This is a genomic window from Pantoea sp. X-Soil-MYKO-1289 (assembly GCF_059730625.1).
The window spans coordinates 125349-151876 of the sequence record NZ_AP036006.1; the positions used below are offsets into that span (position 1 = coordinate 125349).

Genomic DNA, 26528 nt, shown 5'->3' on the forward strand with positions numbered 1-26528 from the left:
CTCCATTAACGTTCAGCGCATCATTTTTTTACGCTTCGTAATTAATCTTCATACACGTTCACGGATCCGTTAGCTGAATGCAAGCGAACCTGTAAGGCAGGCTTAACAAAAGCGAGTGTAATCACACTCCTGCGCCGCTTTCAGATTTACCCTGGCCTCTCCGCCCTCGTTATCCTCCCTGTTGAATTTCATGCAGGAGGAGGAGCGCCCGACAGGCGGCAGGCAAACTGGCAGGCAATCCCTTTTCGTTCTGACAGGAAGCCACGACATGCATTCGCAACCCTTCGATCACGCCCGCTTCACCGCCGCGCTCACGCGGCAGTGGCAACGCTTCGGCCTGCGCGACGCGCAGGAGATGACTCAACAGCAGTGGTGGCAGGCGCTGAGCGGCGCGCTGGCCGAACTGCTGGCCGAACGGCCTGCGCAGCCCGCATCCGGGCCGCAGCGCCACGTTAACTATCTTTCCATGGAGTTTCTCACCGGCCGGCTGACGGGGAATAATCTGCTCAACCTGGGCTGGTATCAGGCGGTCGACGACGCGCTCGCCGCCTGGGGCGTCGCCCTGAGCGACGTGCTGGAGCATGAGACCGATCCGGCGCTCGGCAACGGCGGCCTGGGACGGCTGGCGGCCTGTTTTCTCGACGCGATGGCCACCATCGGCCAGCCCGCCATCGGCTACGGCCTGAACTATCAGTACGGCCTGTTCCGCCAGCATTTTGTCGAAGGCGCGCAGCATGAACAGCCCGACGACTGGGGACGCGACCGCTATCCCTGGCTCCGTCACAATGCCGCGCTGACCGTACAGGTCGGCCTGGGCGGCAAGGTGGTGACGGAGGAGGGTTGCCCGCGCTGGGAGCCCGCTTTCCTGCTGCAGGGCGAGGCCTGGGATCTGCCCGTGGTCGGCTATGGCAACGGCGTAACCCAGCCGCTGCGCCTCTGGCAGGCGAAACACGCGCGCCCGTTCAACCTGCAGCGCTTCAACGACGGCGATTTCCTGCGCGCCGAACAGCAGGGCATCGACGCGGAGAAGCTGACGAAGGTGCTCTACCCCAACGACAACCATCAGGCCGGGAAAAAGCTGCGCCTGATGCAGCAATATTTCCAGTGCGCCTGCACGCTGGCCGATATCCTGCGCCGTCACCATCAGGCGGGCCGCGCCATCGAGACGCTGCCCGACTATGAGGTGATCCAGCTCAACGATACCCATCCGACGCTGGCGATCCCGGAGCTGCTGCGCCTGCTGCTCGACGAGCATCAGCTCTCGTGGGATCGGGCGTGGCGCATTACCCAGCGCACCTTCGCCTACACCAACCATACGCTGATGCCGGAGGCGCTGGAGTGCTGGGATCTGCGCCTGGTGCGCGCGCTGCTGCCGCGCCATATGATGATTATCAATACGCTGAACGCGCAGCTGAAAAAAGAGGTCGAGGCGCGCTGGCCCGGCAACGAGGCGATCTGGGCGAAGCTGGCGGTGGTGCACAATCAGCAGCTGCGCATGGCGAACCTCTGCGTGGTCAGCGGTTTTGCGGTCAACGGCGTGGCGGCGCTGCACTCCCGGCTGGTGGTGCAGGATCTCTTCCCGGAATATCACGCGCTGTGGCCGGAGAAGTTCCACAACGTCACCAACGGCATTACGCCGCGCCGCTGGATCCAGCAGTGCAACCCGGCGCTGGCGGCGCTGATCGACAATACGCTGTCGCGCCCCTGGCTGAACGATCTGGACGCGCTCAGCGATCTGGCGCCGCTGGCGGAGGACGCCGCGTTTCGCGCGGCGTATCGCGCCATCAAGCAGCAGAACAAGGCGGCGCTGACGCGCTGGATCGCTGAAAAGACCGGCATCCGCGTTCAGCCTGACGCCCTGTTCGACGTGCAGATTAAGCGCCTCCACGAATATAAGCGCCAGCATCTGATGCTGCTGCATATCATCGCCCTGTGGCAAACGCTGGTCAGCGATCCGCAGGCGAACCTGACGCCGCGCGTGATGCTGTTCGGCGCTAAAGCGGCGCCGGGCTACGCGCTGGCGAAAAATATCATTTACGCCATCAACAAGGTGGCGGCCGTGGTTAACGCCGATCCGCGCGTCGGCGACCGCCTTAAAATCGTGTTTATTCCCGACTACAACGTCTCGGTGGCGGAGCGGCTCATTCCTGCCGCCGACCTTTCCGAGCAGATCTCGACGGCGGGCAAAGAGGCGTCCGGCACCGGCAACATGAAGCTGGCGCTTAACGGCGCGCTGACGATTGGCACCCTGGACGGCGCTAACGTGGAGATCGCCCAGCAGGTCGGCGAGGAGAATATCTTTATTTTCGGCCATACCGTCGAACAGGTGAATGCGCTGAAGCAGGCGGGCTACGCGCCGGCGACCTGGCGCAAAAAAGATCCGCAGCTGGATCGGGCGCTGACCGCGCTGGAGGACGGCACCTTTAGCGACGGCGACCGCACGGCCTTTGCCGCGCTGACGCAGAGCCTGGGGCCGGAAGGCGGCGACCCGTATCTGGTGCTGGCCGATTTCCGCCACTATCTCAACGCCCAGCAGCAGGTGGAGGCGCTGTGGGCCGACCCGGAGGCCTGGACGCGCGCCGCGATCCTGAATACCGCGCGCTGCGGCATGTTCAGCGCCGACCGCGCCATCCGCGACTATCAGCAACGTATCTGGCAGGCCGCGCGCTGAGGAACGCCATGAAACCCAAGAACCATCTCGATCGCGCCGCGGACGGCCTGATTGCGCCCGATTACATTGACGCCCACGGACGGCCGCAGCAGGTCTCTACGTTGACCCGCGAGCGTCTGCTGGCGCTGATGCAGCCTCAGAACGCCGGCACGTCGCCGCTGCCGCCTGCGGCCATCTTCCGCCAGGGCGAGCCGCTGGCGCTCTCGCCGGCGCTTCTCAGCGCGGCGGACTGGCAGCTGATCAGCGAGGCGGGCGGGCGCTGGTCAGGCCGCTGCGCGGCGGGCGAAACCCTGACGCTGCCGCCGTTGCCGGACGGCTACCACCAGCTGACGCTGGAGCATGAGGCGCAGCGCTACAGCTGCTGCGTTATCGTCGCGCCGCCGCGCTGCTATGAGCCGCCCGCGCTGCTGGCGGGCGAATCGCTGTGGGGCAGCTGCATCCAGCTCTATACGCTGCGATCGGCGCATAACTGGGGCATCGGCGACTTTGGCGATCTGCGGCGGATGATCGACGAGACGGCGCGCCGCGGCGGCGCCTTTGTCGGGCTGAACCCGCTACACGCTCTGTTTCCCGCCGAGCCGGAGAGCGCCAGTCCGTACAGCCCCTCGTCGCGCCGCTGGCTCAATATTCTCTGCATCGACGTCAACGCGGTGCCGGACTTTCAGCAGAGCGAGGCGGCGCAAGACTGGTGGCGTCTTGAGGCGACGCAGCAGGCGCTGCAGGCGGCGCGCCGTACGGAATGGGTGGATTACCCTGCCGTGACGCGCCTGAAGCTGGAGGGGCTGCGGCTGGCCTGGCAGGCATTTCGACTGCGCGATGCGGAAGATGCGGAAATGGCGGCGTTTGAGGCCTTTGTCGAGGCGGGCGGCGACAGCCTGCTCTGCCAGGGCCTGTTCGACGCTCTGCATGCCGAGCGACGTAAGCAGAATAGTGACAGTCACGGCTGGCAAAGCTGGCCGGACGCCTTTCAGCATCCCGACAGCGCCGCCGTGCTGGCGTTTCGCATCGAGCAGAGCGATGAAGTGCGTTTTTATCTCTGGCTGCAGTGGCTGGCGGCCCGGCAGTTCGCAGCGTGCTGGCAGCACTGTCGGCAGCATGAGATGGCGATTGGCCTCTACCGCGATCTGGCGGTAGGGGTGGCGCGCGACGGCGCGGAAACCTGGCGCGAGCGGGAGCTTTACTGCCTTGAGGCGAGCGTCGGCGCGCCGCCCGATATTCTCGGTCCGCTGGGGCAAAACTGGGGGCTGCCGCCGATGGATCCGCAGGTGATGGCGGCGCGCGCGTTTGAGCCCTGGATCGCCCTGTTGCGCGCCAGCATGCAGGATTGCGGCGCGCTGCGTATCGATCATGTGATGGCGCTGCTGCGCCTCTGGTGGATCCCGCAGGGCGAAAGCGCGGCGGATGGCGCCTATGTGCACTATCCGGTGGATGCGCTGCTGGCGATTCTGGCGCTGGAGAGCCAGCGTCATCGCTGTATGGTGATCGGTGAGGATTTAGGCACCGTGCCGGCGGCGATCGTCGACAAGCTGCGCGACGCGGGCGTTTACTCCTACAAGGTGCTCTATTTCGAGCAGGCGTCGAAGCAGGCTTTCCGCGCGCCGGCGCAGTGGCCGCGCCAGGCGATGGCGGTCGCCACCACGCACGATATGCCGACGCTGCGCGGCTGGTGGCGCAGCGACGATCTTCGACTGGGCAGCAGGCTGGGCCTCTATCCCGATAAAGAGGTTCTGGCGGGGCTGTACCGCGACAGGCAGGCGGCAAGGAAAGCGCTGTTGCAGACCCTGCTGCGCAGCGGCGCGCTGCCGCCGCGTCGGCGCTTTCAGCGGGGCGGCGCGCGGATGACCCGCGCGCTCAGCCAGGCGATTCTGGGCTATCTGGCCAGCACGCAGAGCGCGCTGCTCGGCCTGCAGCCGGAAGAGTGGCTGGAGATGACGACGCCGGTCAACGTGCCCGGCACCATCGACGCCTGGCCTAACTGGCGGCGCAAGCTCAGCGCGACGCTGGAGGAGATGTTCAGCGATCCGGCGGTCGATGCGCTGCTGGCGGCGGTCGATCGCGGCAGGAAGGGGATGAAATAGAAGAGCGACGTTAGCCCGCCGCGCGCGGGCTGACGATTATGGACTGCGCTATTTCCATCACCGTCGCGATCACTTGCTCCAGTCTTCAAAAACAAGTCCTGGCACGCGCTCAAATTCCCTGACGTTATTGGTAACAAGAATGGCGTCAGCCGCAATAGCGTGCCCGGCAATGGCGGTATCATTCGGGCCAATGGGCTGGCCAATAGCGGTCAGCGCACGCTTGATTTCTGTGGTAGCGTCCACTGCATGGCGATCCCAGGCCAGAATGGCATCCAGGCGCGCGCAGAACGCTTCAACCAGCTGTGCATGGCGAGGCGACGCTTTCTTGCCAACGGCGCCAAACCGCATTTCCGCATAGGTTATCGCCGACACAACAATGCGATGGCGGCGCAGCACAGCTTGCTCCAGCCGCATGAGTACGGCTTCCGGCTGTTCCCGCATAATAAAAGAGCAGATATTTGTATCGAGCATATAGGTTTTAATCACAGCTCAAATCGCCCTTCATCGCTGAAAACGTCTGCGCGCTCCGTCATAAAATCGGCGTCAGCCTTTTCCTGCTCGCGAAATGAACCCCAGCTCGGCTTGACGGGTCGCAGGATCAGAGAATCGCCCTCACGAATAATCTCCAGTTCGTTTACGCCGTCGAAATCGAGATCGCGCGGCAGGCGAATCGCCCGATTATTACCGTTTTTGAATATCGATACCGTACGCATTTTTTATCCTCCCATCCTTACATATGCCAAGTATATGCCGAGAGAGGCGTGATGTATAGCCGCCCTTCAGGCGTTATTTTCCATAAAAAAGGTGCGCCGTAGCGCACCAGGTGGGGCAACTCAGCACTGTCGGGGCAGCTTCACCCCTTGCCTTTAACACTGCTGATAAAGGTTTTGCGCGCCGACGTCGAACCCAGGCGTTCCGCCTCGTCCAGCAGCTTCAGGGCTTTGTCGATATTGCCCTGCTCCACCGCCTGACGGATGCTCTGATTAAAGTAACTCTCGGTGTCATCCACCAGCGGCGCCGTCGGCGTCGCGGGCGCGGTGCGTGCCGCCGTCGGCGCAACCGGCTGGGTGCTGCCGACCGTGACCGGCGCCGGCCCTGATGAGCCGAACAGCGGGCCGACCAGAATCGAGGAGGCGGAGCTGGTGGAGACTTTCAGCTTGATTTTGCCGTCCACGCCGTGGCGCGCGATCGGATCGGGAATATCGGGCACCGCATGGCCGGTGCCTCTGGCGTAGGCTTTCGCCGGATCCACCAGCGTGGTGGTCTGGCTGAGATCCTGCGCGGTGGTGAATACCAGCAGATAGATTTTCTGCTGGCCCAGCGCCGGCGTCAGTTTCATCACCCCTTCCAGGCGATCGGCGCTCATTACGCCCGGCTGTTGATAGGTAAAAAAGCGGCTCGGGAACCAGGCGGCGGGACGCAGGTTCTCGTCGAGCACCAGCACGTTGGGGGCGAATACCTGATTGTGCGCCACTTCGCTGCTCAGCGTCACCGTCAGCTCGCCCTGGCTGGCGGGCAGGCTAAAGGCGGCGACCGGACCGGTGATGCCGCTGACGTCAAGCTGCGTGCCGCTCTGCGCCAGCGAGACGCTCTGCGGGCGCGAGGTGTCGACGGGCTGCCAGCTCAGGCGCTGCAGGCTCGCGGTCGGGATGGTCGGCGCGGCGGAGAGATCCTGCGGCACCAGGTTGATTTCCGCATGCGCTGGCAGGGCGAGGCTGGTCAGCAGCGCGGCGCTCAGACAGAGCGCGGTAAGGGTTTTCTTTTTCATTTTTTATCTTCTCGACAGGCTGTCGGGCAGCCGCAGAAGCCAGGCAATGGCCGCGGCTGCTCAGAAAGCGCCGTGCGCTGAACGCACGGCGGCCGTTTGCGTTACAGGGAAAGGCGGCTTACCACCAGATTTCCATCTGCGCGCCGAAGCTCCACTCATCGTTGTCGCCGCGGCTGTTGGTAAAGAGGCCGTTGCCGGTGCTGTCCGCGGACGCCAGCGAGGTGAGATCGCCGGAGGCGTCTTTGCTGTAGCCCCACTTCTCATCCCATTTGGCATAGGTAGCGAACAGACGCAGCGCCGGACGCGACCAGATGCTGTCGCCCGCCTGCCACTGCTGAGCGAGGGTAATTTTGTACTGGCCGTTGCGTTCGCTGACCTGCTGCGACTTCACGTTGTCGTAGCCCACTTCCAGCAGGGTGCTCATGATCGGCGTCCATTTGTACATCGGGCGCACGCCGACGGTGTACCACTCGGTGCCGCGGTTGTTGTCCAGATCGGTGTTCTGGTACATCGCCACGTACATCAGGTCCCAGCGGTCGGCCAGCGAGATGGCGCCGTGATCGAGCACGCGGTACATGCTGCCGTTGTTATTGATGTTGGTGCCCTGCGGCAGCCCTTTGCCCTGCGAGGTCAGCGCATCGGTGGCGTACTGCAGCACGAACTTGTTGTAGCCCTTGAGCATGCTCTGGGTATGCTCCGCCGTAAACATCCAGCCATCTTTCGACGCGCCGTCTTCGATACGGTAGCCGTCGCGCGCGTTGGCGCGGCCATAATCGACACCCAGCTCCAGCACGCCGTCCGGGTTGGTTTCCAGTCCGGCCAGGCGCACGTCGAAGACATCGTTGGCGGTGCTGGTGGCGTAATCGCGAATGCGATCGCTGGAGAAGGTATAGGAGCCGCCCGCCTCTGAGGAGCGCGTCGCCGCGAAAGAGAGCTTGCCGAAGCCGAGATCCACATCTTCCAGACCGGCGCCAGGGCCGGAGATATCCCAGTAGTAGAAGTCGATCATATGCACGTCGTGACGCTGGTAGAAGCGTTTACCGGCCCAGATGGTGGAGCCCGGCAGCGCATCGATCAGGTTTTTGCCTTTGACGTTCGCCTCGCGAAAGGCGGGGGATGTCGCCTCCCAGTCATTCTGCTGCGCCACCGAATAGGCGACGTTGGTGTCGAAGTAGAAGCTTTTGTCGCCCTCTTTCCACACTTCCTGGCCCAGCTTCAGCTCGGCGTAGGTTTCGCATTCGTTGCCCAGACGGTATTTGCTTTGCGCGCCGGTGGCCTGAAAGCACTGCTGCTCGCCGCCGCTGCCGGTCCAGCCGATGCCGGAACGGGCGTAGCCGGTAAAGTCGACCGCCATCGACGAGGCAGAGATCGTGCCCGCCGCGATGGCGATAGCGACGGGAAGTTTGCGCAGAGTTATCATTTTCTATCTCCTGAGATCATTGCTTTTATTGTTTTGCAGGGCTAAACACCAGGCTCCTGATGCAGCCTGCGACAGGCGCTCCCGTCCTCGCGGAACAGGTGACAGCGCTCCGGCGGCAGGCCAATGCCCATCAGGGCGCCCTCTTCTACCAGCACGACGTCCTCCTGGCGGTAAACCAGGTTTTGACGGATAGCGGGGATCTGGATATGGATTTGCGTTTCATTGCCGAGCTGCTCGACCACCTGCACCTCGCCCTCGAGCGTGACGTCGGCGATATCGCTGGAGAGCAGGTGTTCAGGGCGGATGCCTAACGACATATTGCTGCCCACCTGGACGCCTGCGCTCTCGACCGGCAGCCAGATGCGCTGATCGTTGGGCAGGCGAACCTGCACCTGATCGATGGCGGTGGCGGTGACCTTGACCGGCAGAAAGTTCATGCGCGGCGAGCCGATAAAACCGGCGACGAAGCGGTTGGCGGGATAGTGATAAAGCTCCAGCGGACGGCCGACCTGGGCGATGCGCCCGGCGTCCAGCACCACGATCTTGTCCGCCAGGGTCATCGCCTCGATCTGATCGTGGGTGACGTAAATCATGGTGCGCTTCAGGCGCTTGTGCAGACGCGAAATCTCGATGCGCATCTGCACGCGCAGCGCGGCGTCCAGGTTGGAGAGCGGCTCGTCGAGCAAAAAGACGCGCGGCTCGGCGACCAGCGTGCGGCCGATCGCCACGCGCTGGCGCTGACCGCCGGAGAGCGCTTTGGGTCGGCGATCGAGCAGATGCGCCAGCTGCAGCACCTCCGCCACCTGATTCACGCGATGCTGGATCTCGCCGCGCCTGACGCCCGCCAGCTTCAGGCCGAAAGACATATTTTCCGCCACCGACAGGTGCGGATAGAGGGCATAGGACTGAAACACCATGCCGATGCCGCGTTCGGCGGGCGGCACCTCGTTCATTCGCTGGCCGCCGATCAGCAGCTCGCCGCGGGTAATGGTCTCCAGACCGGCGATCATGCGCAGCAGCGTGGATTTGCCGCAGCCCGACGGGCCGACGAACACCACAAACTCGCCTTCGCCGATTTCCAGATTGATCTCCTTCGAGACCAGGGTGTCGCCCCAGGCCTTGGTGACATTGCGTAACGCGACGCTCGCCATGATGCTTTCCTCTCCGCTTGCTCATTCTTGCCTGCATCGCCGCAGGCAGACTCCGGCGTCCACTATGGGAAAGGTTCCGGGCGCGCGCATCCTCCGCCGCAGGCGGTTTAGCTGGGGGATGAGAGAGGAGGAGGAGATCGCCGCGCGTCTCCCAGCAGCGGCGGCGGCGCGCGGTTTTTTGTGATCGACTGCGCAGAGTCGCGGCGACCGGAGTGTGCGCCAGACCGTGATAACCACCCGGTTTTGCAACGGGGATCACGGCTTAGCGCCAGCAGGCGTAGAGCGCGGGAGGATGAGAAGCGGCAGCGGATGGTCACAATGTGCGGGAAAACGATTTCCGTTCCGCTAACAGGATGGAGTTATCACAATGAAAAACGGCGCACGCATTTTTGCCCTTTCCGCCCTTACGGCCATGCTGTTTTCGGCCTCGGCAATCGCGAAGATCGAAGAGGGAAAACTGGTTATCTGGATCAACGGCGATAAAGGCTACAACGGGCTTGCCGAGGTGGGTAAGAAATTCGAGCAGGATACCGGCATTAAAGTGACGGTCGAGCATCCGGATAAAATGGAAGAGAAGTATCCGCAGGTGGCCGCCACCGGCGACGGCCCGGATATTATCTTCTGGGCGCACGACCGCTTTGGCGGCTATGCCCAGTCGGGGCTGCTGGCGGAGATCTCGCCGGATAAAAGCTTCCAGGAGAAGCTCTTTCCCTTTACCTGGGACGCGGTGCGCTTCAACGGCAAGCTGATCGGCTATCCGGTCTCGGTTGAATCGCTGTCGCTGATCTACAACAAAGACCTGCTGCCCAACCCGCCGAAAAGCTGGGAAGAGATGGCGGCCGTCGATAAAGCGCTGCGCGCCAAAGGCAAGAGCGCCATTATGTTCAACCTGCAGGAACCCTACTTCACCTGGCCGCTGCTGGCTGCGGGCGGCGCTTACGCCTTTAAAAAGAGCGACAGCGGCTACGACGTCAAAGATACCGGCGTAGATAACGCTGGCGCGAAAGCAGGCATGCAGTTCCTGGTCGATCAGGTTAAAGCCAAAACCCTCAACGCCGACACCGACTACTCGATCGCCGAAGCGGCGTTCAATAAAGGGCAGACCGCGATGACCATCAACGGCCCCTGGGCCTGGAGCAATATCGACAAGAGCGGCATCAACTACGGCGTCACGCTGCTGCCGACCCTGAACGGCAAACCGTCGAAAACCTTCGTCGGCGTACTGAGCGCGGGCATCAACGCCGCCAGCCCGAATAAAGAGCTGGCGAAAGAATTTCTTGAGAACTATCTGCTGACCGACGCCGGGCTGGACGCGGTGAATAAAGACAAGCCGCTGGGCGCGGTGACGCTGAAGTCGTTCCAGCAGACGCTGGAAAAAGATGAGCGTATCGCCGCCACCATGAACAACGCGCGCAGCGGCGACATTATGCCGAATATCCCGCAGATGGCGGCCTTCTGGTATGCGATGCGCACCGCCACGCTTAACGCCCTGAGCGGCCGCCAGAGCGTCGATGCCGCGCTGAAAGACGCGCAGGCGCGCCTGAACAAGTAATGCCTCTCCCGAAGCCGGTTCGCGCCGGCTTACCACTGGTTGTTAAGGAACACCGAATCATGTCAGGAAAACCGAAAACAGGCCGCGCGGGCCAGCTGTTGAAGCGCGTTCTCGTCGGGATCTGCTGTCTGCTGGTCGGCTACCTTCTGGTGCTGATGTATGCGCAGGGCGAATATCTGTTTGCGCTGCTGACGCTGATCGTCAGCGCGGCGGGCATCTGGATCTACGCGAACCGGCGCGCCTACGCCTGGCGCTACGTCTATCCCGGTCTCGCCGGAATGGCGCTGTTTGTGCTCTTTCCTCTCGCCTGTACCGTGGCGATCGCCTTCACCAACTACAGCAGCACCAACCAGCTGACCCAGGCGCGCGCGCAGCAGGTGCTGCTGAGCCGTCAGTATCAGGACGGCGCGGGCATGAACTTCGCGCTCTATCCGGCGGGCGATCGCTGGCAGCTGGTGCTCTCCGCCGACAGCGAGAGCTACGTCTCGCCGCCGTTCGCGTTCGGCGGCGAACAGCAGCTCAGCATGACCCACGCCGCGCCGCCGGCGGGCCAGCGGGCGACGCTGAAGGTGGTCACCGGCAACCGCCAGGCGCTCAGTCAACTCCGTGCAAGGCTGCCGGACGGCCGCGAGCTGGTGATGAGCTCGCTGCGGCAGTTCTCCGGCACGCGGCCGCTCTATCAGCTCACCGCCGACCAGCGGCTGAAAAATCAGCAGAGCGGCGAGATCTATCAGGCGAACGATCAAACCGGCTTCTTCCAGCGCGTCAACGCCGACGGCAGCTGGGGCAGCGAACAGCTCAGCCCCGGCTTTACGGTTGGCGCAGGCTGGAAGAACTTTGCGCGCGTCTTCACCGACGAAGGCATCCAGAAGCCCTTCCTGGCGATTTTCGGCTGGACGCTGCTCTTCTCGCTGCTGACCGTGGCGCTGACCGTCGCCGTCGGCATGGTGCTCGCCTGTCTGGTGCAGTGGGAGGCGCTGAAAGGCAAAGCGATTTATCGCGTGATGCTGATCCTGCCCTATGCCGTGCCGGCCTTTATCTCGATACTGATTTTCAAGGGGCTGTTTAACCAGAGCTTTGGCGAGATCAACGTGCTGCTCAACGCGCTGTTCGGCCTGCAGCCCGCCTGGTTCAGCGACCCGCTGCTGGCGCGCGCCATGCTGGTTATCGTCAATACCTGGCTCGGCTATCCCTATATGATGATCCTCTGCATGGGGCTGCTGAAGGCGATTCCGGACGATCTCTATGAAGCCTCGGCGATGGATGGCGCAGGGCCGATGCAGAATTTCTTTTTGATTACCCTGCCGCTGCTGCTGAAGCCGCTAATGCCGCTGATGATCGCCAGCTTCGCCTTTAACTTTAATAACTTCGTGCTGGTGCAGCTGCTCACCAACGGCGGCCCCGATCGCCTTGGCACCACCACGCCGGCGGGCTATACCGATTTATTGGTGAACTATACGTGGCGCATCGCCTTCGAGGGCGGCGGCGGGCAGGACTTTGGCCTAGCGGCGGCGATCGCCACGCTGATCTTCCTGCTGGTGGGCGCGCTGGCGGTGATTAACCTGAAAGCCGTGCGGATGAAGTTCGACTAAGGAGGCGTTATGGCTATGGTACAACCTAAATCGCAGAAGCTGCGTCTGCTGCTGACCCATCTGCTGCTGCTGGCGTTTATCGCCGCGATTCTTTTCCCGCTGCTGATGGTAGTGGCCATCTCGTTGCGCGCGGGCAACTTTGCTACCGGCAGCCTGATCCCGGAGCAGATCTCCTGGGAGCACTGGCGGCTGGCGCTGGGTTTCAGCGTGACCCATGCCGACGGCCGCGTCACGCCGCCGCCGTTCCCGGTGCTGCTGTGGCTGTGGAACTCGGTGAAGATCGCCGGCATCAGCGCGCTCGGCATAGTGGCGCTTTCCACCACCTGCGCCTATGCTTTTGCTCGCATGCGCTTTGCCGGACGCGCCAGCCTGCTAAAAGGGATGCTGATTTTTCAGATGTTCCCGGCTGTGCTTTCGCTGGTGGCGCTTTATGCTTTATTCGATCGGCTGGGGCAGTATCTGCCCTTCCTGGGGCTGAATACGCACGGCGGCGTGATTTTCGCCTACCTGGGCGGTATCGCGCTGCACGTCTGGACGATTAAAGGCTATTTCGAAACCATCGACGGCTCGCTGGAAGAGGCGGCCGCGCTGGATGGCGCGACGCCGTGGCAGGCGTTCCGTCTGGTGCTTTTGCCGCTTTCGGTGCCGATCCTGGCGGTGGTGTTTATTCTGGCGTTTATCGCCGCGGTAACGGAAGTGCCGGTCGCTTCGCTACTGCTGCGGGACGTCAACAGCTATACCCTGGCGGTGGGGATGCAGCAGTATCTCAACCCGCAGAACTATCTGTGGGGCGACTTCGCCGCCGCTGCCGTGCTCTCCGCCATCCCGATCACGCTGGTGTTCCTGCTGGCGCAGCGCTGGCTGGTCAGCGGCCTGACGGCGGGCGGCGTTAAGGGCTAACCTCTTCATCATTGCAGTGCCACTGCTTCCTCAATACTAACCATAATTGAGGGTTTTTGGCGGCCTTCGGGCCGCCGTTTTTATTGGCGCGGACGCGACTACATTAGCTTCACCAGCCCCAGCGTTTTCTCAATCACCACCAGCAGCAGCACGGCGATGGCGATAAAAATCACCGAGATGGCGTTTACCGTCGGATCGAAGGTCTGGTCGACATAGTTGAAGACCCGCACCGGCACGGTAACGGTGTCGGGCGCGCTAAGAAACAGACTTACCGACACTTCGCCGAACGACGTCACCGCCGCAAACACCGCGCCGGCCAGAATGCCGGGCTTGATTAATGGCAGCGTCACCTTGCGAAAGGTGTACCAGCGCCCTGCGCCCAGGCTCATCGCTACCGCCTCCAGCCGCCGATCCATCGCCGCCAGACTGACGCTAACGGTGCGCACCACATAGGGCAGCGCCACGACGATATGCCCGATGACCAGGCTGCTCAGGGTGCCGGCAATCCCGGCGGCGGTAAGGACATAGAGCAGCGCGATGCCGAGCACCACCTGCGGGATCATCAGCGGCGACAGGATAAACGCCTGCAGCGCGCCGCGATAGCGAAACTCCAGCCGCGCCAGCGCCCAGGCGGCGAAGGTGCCGAGCGCCACCGTCACCGGCGTGACGATAGCCAGCAGCAGTGCGCTGATGACGAGCGACTCCATCCAGGCCGGATCCTGCATCAGCGCCTCGAACCAGCGCAGCGAAAAGCCGTGCGGCGGAAACTGCGGATAAGGATCCGGGCTGAAGGCGGAGAGCACAATCACCAGTACCGGCAGCGCGAGAAACAGATAGACCAGCGCGCCCGCCGCGGTTGCGGCAAGGCGGCTCAGCCGCTGCGACAGGTTGCGATCAGGCGCCATAATTTTTCTTCTCCCAGCGTTTCAGATAACCGCCCGCAATGACCGCGACCGCCAGCGTCATCACCAGCAGCGTCAGCGACAGCGCCGCCGCCAGCGGCAGGTTGCCGATCTGCATCGCCTGCTGATAAATGGCGATTGGCAGCAGCGGCTGTAAGCGCCCGCCGATCAGCAACGGCGTGATATAGCTGCCCGCGGCCAGCGAGAACACGATGATAAAACCGGTCAGCATGCCTGGCAGGGTAAGCGGCAGCACCACGCGGCGAAAGGTTTCGCCCGGCGTCGCGCCAAGACTCATCGACGCCAGCCGCAGCGACGGGGCGATCTCGTTGAGCGAGGTGATCAGCGGCAGCACGGCGAACGGCAGCATCACCTGCACATAGGCGATAATCACCGCATTCATGTTCCACAGCAGGCTGAGCGGCTGCGGGATCGCGCCGATAAACAGCAAAAAACTGTTGATCAGGCCATTTTGCGCCAGCAGAACAATCCAGGCGAAGGTGCGGATCACCACGCTGGTGAGCAGCGGCGAAATCAGGATCACATAGAGCAGCGTGCGCCAGCTGCGGCGCTGCGTGGTCACCAGCAGCCAGGCGGCTGGCCAGGCGAGCAGCACCGTTATCGCCGCCGTCAGCAGCGAGACCCAAAGCGTGGTCCAGAGCGCGTGCAGATACTGTGCATCGCCGAACACCGTCACATACTGCGCCAGGCTGTAGCCCGGCAGCGGATTGAGCAGGCTGTCTACGTTAGTCAGACTCTGATCGAATAGCAGCAGCAGCGGCACCAGCAAAAACAGCAGCAGGAAAAGCAGGCATGGCGTCAGCATCAGCCAGGGAAAGGCGTGTCGCGTCGTCAGTTTCATCGCGCAGGCTCCTGCGGCAGCACAATGACATCTTCCGCGCGCCAGCTGAGCGAGCAGCGTTCCCCGACGCGCGGCAGCTGTTGAAAATGCGCTTCGGCGGGCTGTACATGGAGATAGCCGCCGCCGGGCAGCGCGCAGACGAGACGCAAGGTCGCACCGGCAAAGCTGACGTCGGCGATGGTCGCTTCGGTCTGGTTAACCCCAGGCTGCGCGGGCGCGGAAGAGAAGCGAATGCGCTCTGGACGCAGGATTAACAGCGTGGCATCCGGCGCGCCGTCGGCCGCCGCGAGCTGTAGCGCCTGACCCGGGGCGGAGAAGACGTCACGGGCGCAATAAACGCCCTTCTCCACCGTCACCTGAAACAGGTTTGCCTCGCCGACAAACTCCGCCACAAAGCGATTTGCGGGCTGACGGTAGAGCGTGGAGGGTGAGCCAATCTGCTGCAACTCGCCCTGCCCGAGGATGCCGATGCGATCTGACAGCGTCAGCGCTTCCTCCTGGTCGTGCGTCACCAGAATAGTGGTAATGCCAACGCGCTGCTGGATCGCGCGCAGCTCCTCCTGCATCTCCTTACGCAGCCGCGCATCCAGATTGGAGAGCGGCTCGTCCAGCAGCAGCACCTGCGGCTGGATCGCCAGCGCGCGGGCAATCGCCACGCGCTGCTGCTGGCCGCCGGAAAGCTGATGCGGCATACGCGCCGCCAGCCCTTCCAGCCGCACCTGCTTTAACGCCTCCGAGACGCGCTGCTGCTGCGCCGCGCGCGGTAGCTTGCGCACCTTCAGCCCAAAAGCGACGTTGTCACCGACGCTGAGATGGGGAAACAGCGCGTAGTTCTGGAACACCATGCCGATGTTGCGGCGGTACGGCGGCAGCGCGGTGACATCGTCACCGGCCAGCAGGATGCGCCCGCTGTTGGGCGCAAGAAAACCGGCAATGATATTCAGCAGCGTCGTTTTGCCGCAGCCGCTTGGGCCAAGCAGCGAAAAGAATTCGCCCTGCTCAATGCGCAGGCTGACGTCATTCAGGGCGCGATGGCTGTCAAACTGTCGCGCCACGCCGTCAATGACGACTGCGCTCATTTCGCGCCGCCCAGCGCCTGGCTCCAGCGGCGCGTCCAGTCCGCCAGCTGCGGCGTGGCGGTGCTGTAGTCTATCCAGATCAGCTTGCGGTACGCCTCTTCGCCTACCTGCACCTGCTTCTTCAGGTTGTCGCTGTACTGCACGTCCTGATTGGTCATACCGTAAAGCGATTTATCCGAGAAGGCTTTCTGCACCTCGGCGCTCGACATCGCATTCACCACTTTATAAGCATTCGCCAGGTTGGGCGCGCCTTTGGGGATCACCCAGTTAGCCGCGCCGACCACCGCGCCGTCTGAAGGATAAACGAAGTCAATTTTCATCCCCTGCTGTTTTAGGGCGAAGACGCGCCCGTCCCAGTAAGGCACGACCCAGGCGTCGCCGCGCTCCAGCAGCGTCTGGATCGCGCCCGGGCTGTCCGGAAACGCCACCGCGTTGCCGCGCAGATCCGCCAGCTTCGCAAAGGCTTTGTCTACCGCGGCAGGCTGGTTCAGCTCGCCGCCCAGCGCGTGCACCAGCCCGGCGAAGAACTGCAGGCCGGCGGCGTAGGTTGGCGAGGAGATGGCGACGTGGCCTTTATATTCCGGCCTCCAGAGGTCGAGCCAGCTTTTCGGCGGCGTTTTCACCAGATCGGTGCGGTAGGCCAGCCCGAGCTGACCCAGGCTGAATGCGGCGGCGTAGGTTTGATTATCGTAGATGAAGCGCGACTGCACGCTGGGATAGAGACGGCTCAGGTTGGGAATATCTTTGGCATTAAGCGGCTGCAACAGCCCCGCCGCCTGCGCGCGCTGCACGGTATCCGGCTGAAATACCACGATGTCGTAAGGGGAGCGGCGGCCTTTGGCGGCGCGCAGTTTAGCGAACCACTCGGCATCCGCGCCCGGCACGACGGTCAGTTTCAGGTGGTTATCTTTGGCAAACTGCTCCAGCCCGGAGGCGCGGATGTTCTTCTCCCAGTCGCCGCCGTAAACCCCGACGACGACCGCGTCGGTGGCGTCGGCCGCGACGGCGGTAGCGCTGAATAACAGGCCCGCCACAACGGCGAGCAGAACGGTTTTATTCTCTTTTTTATGCATGGCCATCTCCTGGCGTTAAGGGTGTGGTTAACTGTTTTTCCAGCGCGCGCAGCGCGTCGGCGAAAGCTTGCTGCGCAGGCGCGATGTCTGCATGGGTATCGCGTGGGAAGCTGGCTGGCAGCCGCGCCAGCGCAGGATGAAACACGGCGGCGCGGCAGCGCTGGCGCTGCGGCGCGCTCAGGGGATAGAGCAGCTGATTCAACCGCGTCAGCGCGTCGGCGGCGAATACCGCCTGCCAGTTTTCGCGTGCGGCGCCCCAGGCGGAGCGCGCCGGGCGTGGCTGCTGGCGCAGCGCAGCGGTGGCGGCGATATCGACGCCCTCGGCATTTACTACCACGCCATACTGCTGTGCGGCGGCATCAAGGCTCAGCAGCTGATTCTCTACATCGCGTTTGACCGCGTCCGCGTCGCGCAGAAAAGGGTCGCCCCAGCCGCCGCCGCCCGGCGTCTGTAGCAGCACTTCGTCGCCAGCGCTGACGGCAAGCAGGTCGATTTTTCCCAGCTGCCGCTCGCTCGCCGTGCCGGGGTTAAGCGTCATAGCACTGGGCGCTGCCGCTTCTCCGCCGTTGACGCCCCACGGCTGAAACAGCATGCGCTCCATACCGCGCGCCAGCAGCGTGGTGTCATCCTGCAGAATGCGGATATGAATTTGCTGCCCCATGCCGCCGCGCCACTGGCCGGCCCCGGCAGAGTCGGGGCGCAAAGCGTACTGGCGGATCTCGATATGCGTTTCCGCTTCCACCATCTCGACCGGATTATTCGCCAGGTTGGAGATGCTGTTGTCGCGGCCGTCAATGCCGTCGCGGCCAAAGCGCGCGCCGCCGCCGCCCACCATCGGCTCGATAACCTGCACGTTCTGCTCGTTGCCGCCGCGCGCTATCTCAGCCGCCACGAAAGGAATAATGGTGCCGCCGCTGGCCGCGGGCATTACCTCCGGCAGCGCCTGACCGAGCAGGCCGTTTAGCAGATCGTTGACGCGCACCGCCGCCGCGTGCCGCACGCCGACGGCGGCGGGATAGCGCGGATTGACCAGCGATCCGGCTGGCGCGTAGAGGCTGACCGACTCCAGCAGACCTGCGTTGAGCGGCACGCTCTTATCCAGCGTGCAGACCAGCGCCAGAATGCGCAGCGTCAGCCAGGCGTGCGGATCGCCATGGCCGGGGATGTTGATGGCCGCCGCAACCTGCGCGTCGCTGCCGGTAAAGTCGAGGTGAACGGCGCCATCCGTAAAGGTCGCGCTGAGCGCCAGACGCACCGGCAGACCGCTGCCTGCGGCGTCGTCCAGATAGTCCTCAAAGCGATACACTCCGTCCGGAATGCGACGCAGCACCTCACGCGCGCGCGCCGCCGAATAGCGCTGTAGATCCTGCTGCGCCTGAATCACGTCGCGACAGCCGTGCTGCGCCACAATGCGGTTCAGCCGTTCGCGGCCGGTTTGCAGCGCGGCGAGCATCGCCTGAATATCGCCGGCAATCGCCTCCGGCGTTCGGCTGTTCGCCGTGAGGATGTTCATCACGTCGCGGTTCAGCGCGCCCGCGCGCACCAATTTGACCGGCGGGATCTGCAGGCCCTCCTGATAAATATCGCTGTTGGTCGGCGAGATGCTGCTCGGCACGCGGCCGCCCACATCAGAGGCGTGCAGAAACGCCCAGCCCCAGGCCACCAGCTCGCCGTCGACAAACCAGGGCGCCAGCACCTGTAGATCGGGCAAATGGGTCGCCAGCCCGCGCGAGCGCCAGGGATCGTTGGTCAGGATCACGTCGCCAGGCGCAATCTCCTCTACCGCGCTAATAGCCGTTAAGGCATTTAGCCCGACAAAGCCCGAGACGCCGATGCCTTTGGGATAGGCGAAAAAGCGGCCCTGACGATCGGCCACCGCGCAGCAAAAATCGGCCGTCTCTTTGACATAGAGCGTGCGGCCGGTGCGCTGCAGGATATGGCACATCTCTTCGGCCAGGGCGGTGAGTTTTTGATTCAGAATTTCGAGAGTGATGGCGTCCAGCGTCATGGCGTAACCTCCTGCTGGCGGGTGATCAGCAGATTGCCGCTGGCATCCAGCTGCGCCGACCAGCCGGGCAGAATAAGCGTGGTGGTGTCCTCCTGCTCAACGACCGCTGGTCCGGATACTACGGCGTCGAACGGAATGCGGTTGCGCTGCCAGATACGCGCCTCAACCCAACGCTGGCGCAGGAATAGCGCGCGCGTGACCGGTGCCTCCTCAGGCGGCTCGGGCGCATAGGCTTTTTCCGGCGCACGCGGCAGCGGCGCGCTTAGCGCCAGGCGCAGCGTGGTGAGCTGCACCGGGGCTTCCGCGTTAGTGAAGCCGTATCGCTGCAGATGCAGGTGTTCAAACAGTTGCAGAATCGCGTCGAGCGTGACCTCTTCGGGCGCGCCAAGGCTGACGCTCAGCTCATAGGCCTGACCGCTGTAGCGCATATCCGCCTCAACGTAAAAGCGCGCATCGCGGCTCAGCGCGCCAGCCTGCTGGCTGAACCATTCGCTTGCCTGCTCGCGCAGCGCCAGCACGGTTGCGATGATGAGGTCGACGGTTTCGTTATTGACGTTAATCCGCAGGCTGCGCACGAAGTCGCGGCGAATGTCGGCGGCGATTGCGCCCTGCGCGCAGAAGGTGCCCGGTCGCAGCGGCACCAGAATGCGGTTTATGCCCGCCTCTTCGGCAAAGAAGCTGGCGTGCGTCGGCCCAGCGCCGCCGAAGGGGATCAGCGTCAGCGCCTCTGCGGACAGGCCGCGCTGCGCCAGCGCGGTGTTCAACGCCGTCGCCATTTGCGCCGTCGCGACCGCGATCGCGCCGCTGGCAACCTGCTCAGCCGCGCCGGCATCGTGCCATCCCAGCTGCGCGCCAGCATGCGCCAGCGCCGCGCGCGCCGCCGAGAGGCTAAGGGGGATCGCCCCTGCCAGCGCGGCGTCGGCGGGCAATATCCCGCTCACCAGATAGCAGTCGGTCAGCGTAGGCGCCGCGCCGCCGCGCTGGTAGGCAACCGGGCCTGGCTCCGCGCCCGCGCTTTCCGGCCCAACTTTCAGGATGCCGTAGTCGTCGACGCGCACGATCGACCCGCCACCCGCGCCGATGGCGGAGACGCCCACAACCGGCAATATCAACGGCAGCCCGCCGATATCGGTACGGTTGACGCGCTCGACGTCGCCCTCCGCCGAGAGCGAGATATCGCTGCTGGTGCCGCCCATATCGAACGAGACAAATCCTCTGCCGCCGGCAAGCTGCGCGGCGGCAATGGCGCCTGACGCCGGGCCGGAGAGCAGCGTGTCCACGGGGCGCTGCTGCGCCGAGGCCAGCGGCAGCACGCCGCCGTTCGATGCGGTGATCAGCAGCGGCACCCTGACCGTCTGCTGACTGAGTAGCGCGTTAAGACGCGTAAAATAACGCTGCATAAGCGGCTGGATGTAAGCATTGAGCACCGCCACCAGCGTGCGTTCATATTCGCGGATTTCCGGCCAGAGCTGCGCCGAAGAGATCACCGGCAGCGCCTCCAGCCGTTCGCCGATTAACGCCGCCAGCTCCGCCTCGCGCTGCGGGCTGGCATAGCCGTTCAGCGTCACCAGCGCGACGGCGCTGACGTCCAGCTGGCGAATCTGCCCGGCCAGCTGCGCTAAATCGTCATCCGTCGGCCACTGCGTGACCTTGCCGGAGGGGCTGAAGCGCGCCGGGATCTCCAGCACGCGCTGGCGGGGTAAAAAAGGCGGCTCGCGGTCGGCGTGAAAATCAAATGAGGACGGCATTCGCGCGCGCGCAATCTCCAGCACGTCGCGAAAGCCGCGCGTAATCACCAGCGCGATATTGGCGCCTCGCCGCTGGATAATGGCGTTGAGGCCTAGCGTAGTGCCGTGCAGCACCAGCGACAGCGCGCTGGCCGGCAGCTGGCTTTTGCGCAGGATCGCCTCCAGGCCTTCGCTGACCGCTAGCGCGGGATCGGCGGGCGTGCTGGGCTGTTTATGAAAGAAGCGTTGCTGGCGTTGAGGATCAAAGAGAACAAAATCCGTAAAGGTTCCGCCGACGTCCACGCCGACTGTTGCGCCAGCTGCGGGGCTGTTATCCACCTTTTTTTCTCCTGCACGGCTGATTAGTCAGGTTATTTATCGCCTGGGTAAGCCGCTAATCTCCGTTGGTTTAGGCGTCAAGACGACTAACAAAAATGACTAAGCTTTGCTGTAAATCGCAAGAGCAGGCGCTTTTACCGTTTGCTGGCTATCTTTCGGCTAAATCCAGCTAAGCGTCCGCAGCCTGATGTTTTATGGTGGATAAAAAACCTGAGGAGATCGCTATGACCGCCACGCTTACCGCGCAGGAACAGACGCTTCTGCCGCGTATTCAACGCTGGATTGAAGAGCATCGTGAGGCGCTGATCGCCGATCTTGCCAGCTGGATTGCTATTCCGGGCGTTAGCCAGGCCGACCAGGCGACGCCGGGCGCGCCATTCGGCGCCACCTGCGCCGCGATATTGCAACATGTGCTGCAGCAGGCGGAGCGCGAGGGATTCGCCACGCAGCAGCATGATGGCTATGCAGGGTCGGTGATTCTTGGCGAACATCCGCGCGACATTGGCCTGATCAATCATCTGGACGTGGTGCCGGCGGGCGACAACTGGACTTTTCCGCCGTTTGAGCTGTCACGTCACGGCGATTTTCTTACCGGGCGCGGCGTAGCGGATAACAAAGGTCCGGGGGTAATGAACCTCTATTTGCTGAAGCTGATCCGCGACCTGGACATTCCGCTTCACCATAACCTGCGCGTGATTTACGGCCTGGCGGAAGAGACCACGATGGATGACCTTAAGTGGTACGCGCAGCATGGCCCGGTTCCCGACTATTCGATCGTTACCGACGGCATGTTTCCGGTAAATAACGCGCAGAAAGGCCAGATCGCCTTCTCGCTGACGGTGCCCGATGCAGGTTTGCTGGCGGGCATTCAGGCTGGCGTCGCCAGCAACAGCGTGCCGGCTTTCGCTCAGGTGGCGCTCGCCGATCCGCAGCCTGATGACCTGCATGACAGGCTGGCGATCCTGCAAGGTATCGCCGCCTCAAAGGTGATGCTGTCGCATCAGGGCGGGCAGCCGATGCTGGAAGCGCGCGGCAACGGCGGGCATGCCGCCTTTCCAGACGGCACCGTCAACGCGGCACGCGTCCTGCTGGGGGGCCTGCTGGAGATGGAGTTGCTTAACGAGCGCGAGCGGCGGCTGGCAGTGTTTCTGTTTGATTTTTTTGCCTCGCCTTACGGCGAGCATGCCGGGCTGGGACTGGAGGATGCGCAGTCGGGCAGGCTGACGCTTAACGCGGGCGTCTGGCGCAGCGCTGAGACGGGCACGCTAACGATTGATTGCGATATTCGCTATCCGGTGTCGTGGCGAGGCGAGCAGATTGTCGAGCTTATTGAGCGGCGGATAGCGGACAGCGGCATCTACCTTCGGAAAGGCTGGCGCGATGTCGCGCCCTTCTATCTGCCTGAGGATCACCCGGTCATTGCGCTACTGCAGCAGACCTGGAATGGCGTCACCGGTCGGGACGATCGGCCCTATGCCATGGGCGGAGTGACGCACTCTAAAGTGCTGCCCAACGCCATTACCTTCGGGCCGGGCTATCGACGAACGCCAGAGAACACGCCGGATTTCTTGCCGGAAGGGCATGGTTTTCCGCACGGCGCTGATGAGACCATTCATCTGCCTTCGCTGCTGGAAGCGCTGCCGACATACGTGATTGCGCTGCTGCGGCTGGATGCCTTTTTGCGGGAAAATGATAAGGGCTGACCGCAGCGCGCGGCCAGCCTGCGGCCTATTTCTGCGCCTGATCTTTACGTTCGTCGAGGGTCTGACGATACTCGTCCAGGAAGGGTTGCTCTGCCGGATCGATACGGTCCATGCCGCTGGTGAAGCGGTGCCAGTAGGGATAGCGCGGCGCCGGACGCGTCACGCGTTCAATGCGCTGGCGCTGCTCATCGCTCAGTGATAGCTCGAAGGCGTTGAGATTTTCACGCAGATGCGTTTCGCTGCGGTTGCCGACGATCAGCGCGCTGACGCCGGGACGCTCCGCCAGCCAGGCCAGGCAGACCTGCGCGATTGAGGCGTTGATCTCTTTGCCAACCTGCTCCAGCACCTCGATGACGTTATAGGCGTGCTCCATGTCGTGCACGTAGGGCTCTGGCCAGCCGCTGCCCTGACGCGTGGATTCCGGCGCTTTGCCGTGACGGCTGACCGCGCCGGTCAGCAGGCCTTCGCCCAGCGGCCCCCAGATCAGCGTGCCGATCTGCTGGTCAATCGCCATCGGCAGCAGCTCGAATTCCGCTTCACGTGATTCCGGGGTGTAGTAGATTTGCTGGCTGACAGGCTTGAGCAAGTGCTGTTCGCTGGCGCAGCCTAAGGTCTTCATCATCTGCCAGGCGGTGTAGTTGGAGGTGCCGAAGTAGCGGATTTTGCCGCTTTTCACCAGATCCTCCAGCGCGCGCAGCGTCTCTTCAACTGAGGTAACGCCATCCCAGTTATGGATCTGATAAAGGTCGATGTGGTCGGTTTTCAGGCGGCGCAGGCTCGCTTCGCACGCTTTGATGAGATGATAACGACTGGCGCCGCTCTCATTCGGGCCATCGCCGAGCGGGCTGCGCGCCTTGCTCGCCAGAATGACGTTGTCACGTTTATCGCCAAGCGCTTCGCCGACCACCTCTTCCGCGCCGCCCATCGAATAGAGGTCCGCGGTATCAATCATATTGACGCCGTGATCCAGCGCGATATCAATAAAGCGGCGCGCTTCGCTGGCGTTGACGTTGCCGGTTTTTTCAAATCCCGCTTTGCCGCCGAACGGCACGGTGCCCAGCACGAATTTCGAAACCAGCAGGCCCGAGTGACCCAGTTTCCGGTATTGCATTTACTTTCCTCCTTTACCGCTTAAAAAGGCGAACGTAGTCGCAATGGGTTTTGTGTGCGTAAATAATTGATTGCATCAGAAATAGTAGAAGTCACTTTAGTTTCAAGCAAATTTAGATTTTTCTAAAATTAAAGCGACATATCATAACTTTTCTCCCTGCATTAGATTAATTACAGCGATGCTTAAACTGCCAATTGAGCTATCTCATTCTTGAAAATTTAATATAAGAAGTGTTGTTGATTTTCATCATTTTGCATGGGATTATGCTAAAGCTGGTGTTTAGAGGTTATTTACTGCTTCTTCAATATGAGAACGATTATTTAACATATTCCAATATGTCGAATTCAAGAAATTAGACTTAACATCTGAATTTTTACTAATCAGGATTAACGCGGGTAACAAAAGCAATGACAAGTAAAAAAAATACGAGAAGCACGCAAATGGCTCTTACTGAAGAGGAAATTAGGCTGATAAAAAATATAAAAAAAACAAAGACTACATGTTTTTTTAACAATAAAGGAGGAGTTGGAAAGACAACTTTAGTTGCTAACCTTGGAGCTGAGTTGTCATTAAACTTTAATGCCAAGGTTTCTCATTGTCGATGCTGATCCGCAATGCAATTTAACCCAATACGTTTTAACTGACGAAGAAACACAGCATCTTTATGCACAAGAAAATCCAGAAAGTATCTATACCGTAATTCGCCCTCTTTCTTTTGGTAAAGGCTATGAAAATGAATTACCAATTAGACATATTGATAAGTTCGGTTTTGATATTATTGTGGGTGATCCTAGGCTTGCATTGCAAGAGGATTTACTTGCAGGAGACTGGCGTGATGCTAAAGGCGGAGGAATGCGAGGTATAAGAACAACATTTGTTTTTGCTGAATTAGTGAAAAAAGCTACTGAGTTAGAATATGATTTTGTCTTTTTCGATATGGGACCTTCATTAGGTGCTATCAATAGAGCAGTATTACTTGCGATGGAATATTTTGTTGTTCCGATGTCTATTGATGTCTTTTCTTTATGGGCAATCAAAAATATCGGTACTACTGTTTCAGTATGGAAAAAAGAACTTGATACTGGAATTAAACTTTCTGAAGAGCCGACTGAGTTATCACAATTATCACCAGCTGGGAAATTAAAGTTTCTAGGTTATGTAACACAACAGCATAAAGAAAGATCCGGTTATGATACGATTCAGGATGAAACTTCTGATGAATTAATCAGATCAAAAAGACGTGTAAAGGCTTATGAGGAAATAGGAGAAATTTTTCCGCAAAAAGTAAATGAGCATTTATCAAAACTTTTTGCGGCCAAGAATATCAACCCTCATTTGGGCGATATTCGACATTTAGGAAGTTTAGCTCCAAGATCTCAATCACAACATGTACCCATGATTTCAGTTTCTGGGACTGGAAATTATACCAGATTAAGAAAAAGTGCTAGAGAGTTATACAGAGATATTGCACGCCGATACTTGGAAAATGTTAACGAGGCACAGAAAGAGAAATAAAATGCCTAAATTTAACGATGACTTAATTAAGGACCTTTCTAAACAAAAAGTTGTACTCTTTCTAGGTGCAGGTGTTTCATCGAGCGTAAATTTAGAAGAAAAACATAGATTTAAAGGGTGGCCAGCTTTTCTTGACGATGCAGCAAAGGATAGAGATGAAGCCTTGAGAAATCAGGTGGCTAGCCTTTTGGAAGCAAAAGATTATCTTCTAGCTTGTGAGCTTCTTCAAAGTAGTTATGCTGAAAATTGGGAAGGAAAGGTCACTGAAGAATATGGCAGGGCCGCTCAACCATCTGAACTCCATAAGTCTTTAATATCGCTAAAACAAAGAATAATTTTAACAACTAACTTTGATAAGCTTATCGAGACAGCATGGTCCTCTTCACTAGCTGATGGAGAAAGACATTTTAAAGTAATTTCGAAATTGAACAATGACATTTTTAAAGTGCTTAAAGATCATGATACATCTTATATTATAAAAATACACGGATCTATAGATGACTTTACCAATATTGTTTTCTCTCGATCACAGTATATTAGATTAGCATTTGGCAATGAAACATACTCGTCCTTTATCGACTCTTTATTATTAAACTACACATTTTTATATGTGGGATTTTCTATGGATGATCCTGCTATTTTATCCTTGATGGAAATGTATGCTTTCCGATACCCAAAATCCAGACCACATTATATTTTTACAACAGATAACACTCCAGAAAACATTAAAGACATTCATAGAAAACTTAGGAAATTAATTGTTATACCTTATTCTCCATCGAACAGACATGCTGAATTGCCAGAATTAATAAACCAGATGGCATTACAGGCAGAATTAAAAAGGAAAGAGTATGTCGCAAATATTATCTCTAGCAATTCTAACTGATATATTAATATTTTGCTGAACAAATTTAATTTTCCGTTTTTATCAAAATTTATTTAATGAATTATATATTTTAAGTTTTATTTTATTCATTGCCAGTTGGTAGCTATTTATTATTAAATTTCTAACTTCATATAATAAGACTTATACAAACCCAGCGACATCCCTGCGCAAACCCGCTATCATGCGGATCC

20 protein-coding genes are annotated in these 26528 nt (G+C 60.4%); 8 read left to right on the plus strand and 12 right to left on the minus strand.

The genetic code is table 11. The features are described from left to right. Positions 1-268 precede the first annotated feature (268 nt). Both malP and malQ read left to right on the plus strand, forming a co-directional pair. Positions 269-2671 carry a maltodextrin phosphorylase gene (gene malP / locus AC6I7Z_RS22550; protein WP_497816031.1) on the plus strand — a complete coding sequence of 801 codons (2403 nt, stop codon included), beginning with the start codon at positions 269-271 and terminating at the stop codon, positions 2669-2671. A gap of 8 nt (positions 2672-2679) precedes the next feature. After that, positions 2680-4749 carry a 4-alpha-glucanotransferase gene (gene malQ, locus AC6I7Z_RS22555; protein WP_497816032.1) on the plus strand — a complete coding sequence of 690 codons (2070 nt, stop codon included), beginning with the start codon at positions 2680-2682 and terminating at the stop codon, positions 4747-4749. 69 nt (positions 4750-4818) lie between these two features. Here malQ and AC6I7Z_RS22560 read toward each other — a convergent pair whose 3' ends face one another. The 5 genes from AC6I7Z_RS22560 to malK form a co-directional block, all read right to left on the minus strand. Further along, the gene (locus AC6I7Z_RS22560) at positions 4819-5235 is read right to left on the minus strand and encodes a type II toxin-antitoxin system VapC family toxin (protein WP_497816033.1); all 417 of its coding nucleotides are present in this window, start codon (positions 5233-5235) and stop codon (positions 4819-4821) included. Continuing rightward, positions 5232-5462, minus strand: a complete 231-nt coding sequence (vapB, locus tag AC6I7Z_RS22565) for a type II toxin-antitoxin system VapB family antitoxin (RefSeq protein ID WP_048782087.1) — start codon at positions 5460-5462, stop codon at positions 5232-5234. The genes AC6I7Z_RS22560 and vapB overlap by 4 nt, the downstream gene beginning before the upstream one ends. Positions 5463-5602: 140 nt before the next feature. Continuing rightward, on the minus strand, positions 5603-6517 hold the full coding sequence (malM, locus tag AC6I7Z_RS22570) for a maltose operon protein MalM (protein ID WP_497816034.1): 915 nt from the start codon (positions 6515-6517) through the stop codon (positions 5603-5605). A 118-nt stretch (positions 6518-6635) separates the two neighbouring features. After that, positions 6636-7937 (minus strand): maltoporin, encoded by a 1302-nt coding sequence (locus AC6I7Z_RS22575; protein WP_033755645.1) that lies wholly within the window; start codon positions 7935-7937, stop codon positions 6636-6638. A 41-nt stretch (positions 7938-7978) separates the two neighbouring features. Then, positions 7979-9088, minus strand: a complete 1110-nt coding sequence (gene malK / locus AC6I7Z_RS22580) for a maltose/maltodextrin ABC transporter ATP-binding protein MalK (RefSeq protein WP_497816035.1) — start codon at positions 9086-9088, stop codon at positions 7979-7981. 361 nt (positions 9089-9449) lie between these two features. On the opposite strand from malK, the gene malE reads away from it, so the two are divergent. The 3 genes from malE to malG are packed head-to-tail and all read left to right on the plus strand — an operon-like array spanning position 9450 to position 13132. Then, positions 9450-10640 (plus strand): maltose/maltodextrin ABC transporter substrate-binding protein MalE, encoded by a 1191-nt coding sequence (malE, locus tag AC6I7Z_RS22585; protein WP_497816087.1) that lies wholly within the window; start codon positions 9450-9452, stop codon positions 10638-10640. Between the two features lie 59 nt (positions 10641-10699). Further along, entirely contained in the window at positions 10700-12232 is a 1533-nt protein-coding gene (malF, locus tag AC6I7Z_RS22590) for a maltose ABC transporter permease MalF (RefSeq protein WP_497816036.1), read from the plus strand. 9 nt (positions 12233-12241) lie between these two features. Then, positions 12242-13132, plus strand: coding sequence for a maltose ABC transporter permease MalG (gene malG, locus AC6I7Z_RS22595; protein ID WP_033792433.1), 891 nt, complete (start codon positions 12242-12244; stop codon positions 13130-13132). Positions 13133-13230: 98 nt separating this feature from the next. Here malG and AC6I7Z_RS22600 read toward each other — a convergent pair whose 3' ends face one another. From AC6I7Z_RS22600 to AC6I7Z_RS22625, 6 genes are read right to left on the minus strand one after another with little or no spacing between them, the layout of a single operon-like run. Beyond that, complete coding sequence (locus AC6I7Z_RS22600; protein WP_497816037.1) at positions 13231-14037, minus strand: ABC transporter permease; 807 nt, start codon at positions 14035-14037, stop codon at positions 13231-13233. After that, positions 14027-14896, minus strand: coding sequence for an ABC transporter permease (locus tag AC6I7Z_RS22605; RefSeq protein ID WP_497816038.1), 870 nt, complete (start codon positions 14894-14896; stop codon positions 14027-14029). Before AC6I7Z_RS22605 ends, AC6I7Z_RS22600 begins: the two co-directional genes overlap by 11 nt. After that, a complete protein-coding gene (locus AC6I7Z_RS22610) occupies positions 14893-15975 on the minus strand; it encodes an ABC transporter ATP-binding protein (RefSeq protein ID WP_497816039.1) in 1083 nt (360 codons plus the stop codon). The genes AC6I7Z_RS22605 and AC6I7Z_RS22610 overlap by 4 nt, the downstream gene beginning before the upstream one ends. Further along, positions 15972-17048: an ABC transporter substrate-binding protein gene (locus tag AC6I7Z_RS22615; protein ID WP_497816040.1), complete on the minus strand. Its 1077-nt coding sequence runs from the start codon at positions 17046-17048 to the stop codon at positions 15972-15974. The genes AC6I7Z_RS22610 and AC6I7Z_RS22615 overlap by 4 nt, the downstream gene beginning before the upstream one ends. After that, on the minus strand, positions 17041-19056 hold the full coding sequence (locus AC6I7Z_RS22620; RefSeq protein ID WP_497816041.1) for a hydantoinase B/oxoprolinase family protein: 2016 nt from the start codon (positions 19054-19056) through the stop codon (positions 17041-17043). Before AC6I7Z_RS22620 ends, AC6I7Z_RS22615 begins: the two co-directional genes overlap by 8 nt. Then, entirely contained in the window at positions 19053-21122 is a 2070-nt protein-coding gene (locus AC6I7Z_RS22625) for a hydantoinase/oxoprolinase family protein (protein ID WP_497816042.1), read from the minus strand. Before AC6I7Z_RS22625 ends, AC6I7Z_RS22620 begins: the two co-directional genes overlap by 4 nt. Positions 21123-21346: 224 nt before the next feature. Here AC6I7Z_RS22625 and AC6I7Z_RS22630 point away from each other — a divergent pair, with 224 nt between their 5' ends. Next, positions 21347-22825, plus strand: a complete 1479-nt coding sequence (locus AC6I7Z_RS22630; RefSeq protein WP_497816043.1) for a Sapep family Mn(2+)-dependent dipeptidase — start codon at positions 21347-21349, stop codon at positions 22823-22825. A 25-nt stretch (positions 22826-22850) separates the two neighbouring features. Here the strand turns inward: AC6I7Z_RS22630 and AC6I7Z_RS22635 are convergent, their stop codons facing one another. Further along, the gene (locus AC6I7Z_RS22635; protein ID WP_497816044.1) at positions 22851-23936 is read right to left on the minus strand and encodes an aldo/keto reductase; all 1086 of its coding nucleotides are present in this window, start codon (positions 23934-23936) and stop codon (positions 22851-22853) included. 579 nt (positions 23937-24515) lie between these two features. On the opposite strand from AC6I7Z_RS22635, the gene AC6I7Z_RS22640 reads away from it, so the two are divergent. Together AC6I7Z_RS22640 and AC6I7Z_RS22645 are read left to right on the plus strand one after the other, a co-directional pair. Beyond that, positions 24516-25451, plus strand: a complete 936-nt coding sequence (locus AC6I7Z_RS22640; RefSeq protein WP_497816045.1) for a ParA family protein — start codon at positions 24516-24518, stop codon at positions 25449-25451. 1 nt (position 25452) lies between these two features. Further along, positions 25453-26337 carry an SIR2 family protein gene (locus AC6I7Z_RS22645; protein WP_497816046.1) on the plus strand — a complete coding sequence of 295 codons (885 nt, stop codon included), beginning with the start codon at positions 25453-25455 and terminating at the stop codon, positions 26335-26337. The last annotated feature ends 191 nt before the right edge of the window (positions 26338-26528 follow it).

Coding starts and splice junctions, on each gene's coding strand:
- malQ (WP_497816032.1), top strand. CDS start 2,680: ATGAAACCCAAGAACCATCTCGATCGCGCCGCGGACGGCCTGATTGCG.
- malM (WP_497816034.1), bottom strand. CDS start 6,517: ATGAAAAAGAAAACCCTTACCGCGCTCTGTCTGAGCGCCGCGCTGCTG.
- malG (WP_033792433.1), top strand. CDS start 12,242: ATGGCTATGGTACAACCTAAATCGCAGAAGCTGCGTCTGCTGCTGACC.
- AC6I7Z_RS22615 (WP_497816040.1), bottom strand. CDS start 17,048: ATGCATAAAAAAGAGAATAAAACCGTTCTGCTCGCCGTTGTGGCGGGC.
- AC6I7Z_RS22645 (WP_497816046.1), top strand. CDS start 25,453: ATGCCTAAATTTAACGATGACTTAATTAAGGACCTTTCTAAACAAAAA.
- AC6I7Z_RS22575 (WP_033755645.1), bottom strand. CDS start 7,937: ATGATAACTCTGCGCAAACTTCCCGTCGCTATCGCCATCGCGGCGGGC.
- vapB (WP_048782087.1), bottom strand. CDS start 5,462: ATGCGTACGGTATCGATATTCAAAAACGGTAATAATCGGGCGATTCGC.
- AC6I7Z_RS22635 (WP_497816044.1), bottom strand. CDS start 23,936: ATGCAATACCGGAAACTGGGTCACTCGGGCCTGCTGGTTTCGAAATTC.
- AC6I7Z_RS22610 (WP_497816039.1), bottom strand. CDS start 15,975: ATGAGCGCAGTCGTCATTGACGGCGTGGCGCGACAGTTTGACAGCCAT.
- malK (WP_497816035.1), bottom strand. CDS start 9,088: ATGGCGAGCGTCGCGTTACGCAATGTCACCAAGGCCTGGGGCGACACC.
- AC6I7Z_RS22640 (WP_497816045.1), top strand. CDS start 24,516: ATGCCAAGGTTTCTCATTGTCGATGCTGATCCGCAATGCAATTTAACC.
- malP (WP_497816031.1), top strand. CDS start 269: ATGCATTCGCAACCCTTCGATCACGCCCGCTTCACCGCCGCGCTCACG.
- AC6I7Z_RS22605 (WP_497816038.1), bottom strand. CDS start 14,896: ATGAAACTGACGACGCGACACGCCTTTCCCTGGCTGATGCTGACGCCA.
- malF (WP_497816036.1), top strand. CDS start 10,700: ATGTCAGGAAAACCGAAAACAGGCCGCGCGGGCCAGCTGTTGAAGCGC.
- AC6I7Z_RS22600 (WP_497816037.1), bottom strand. CDS start 14,037: ATGGCGCCTGATCGCAACCTGTCGCAGCGGCTGAGCCGCCTTGCCGCA.
- AC6I7Z_RS22630 (WP_497816043.1), top strand. CDS start 21,347: ATGACCGCCACGCTTACCGCGCAGGAACAGACGCTTCTGCCGCGTATT.
- AC6I7Z_RS22620 (WP_497816041.1), bottom strand. CDS start 19,056: ATGACGCTGGACGCCATCACTCTCGAAATTCTGAATCAAAAACTCACC.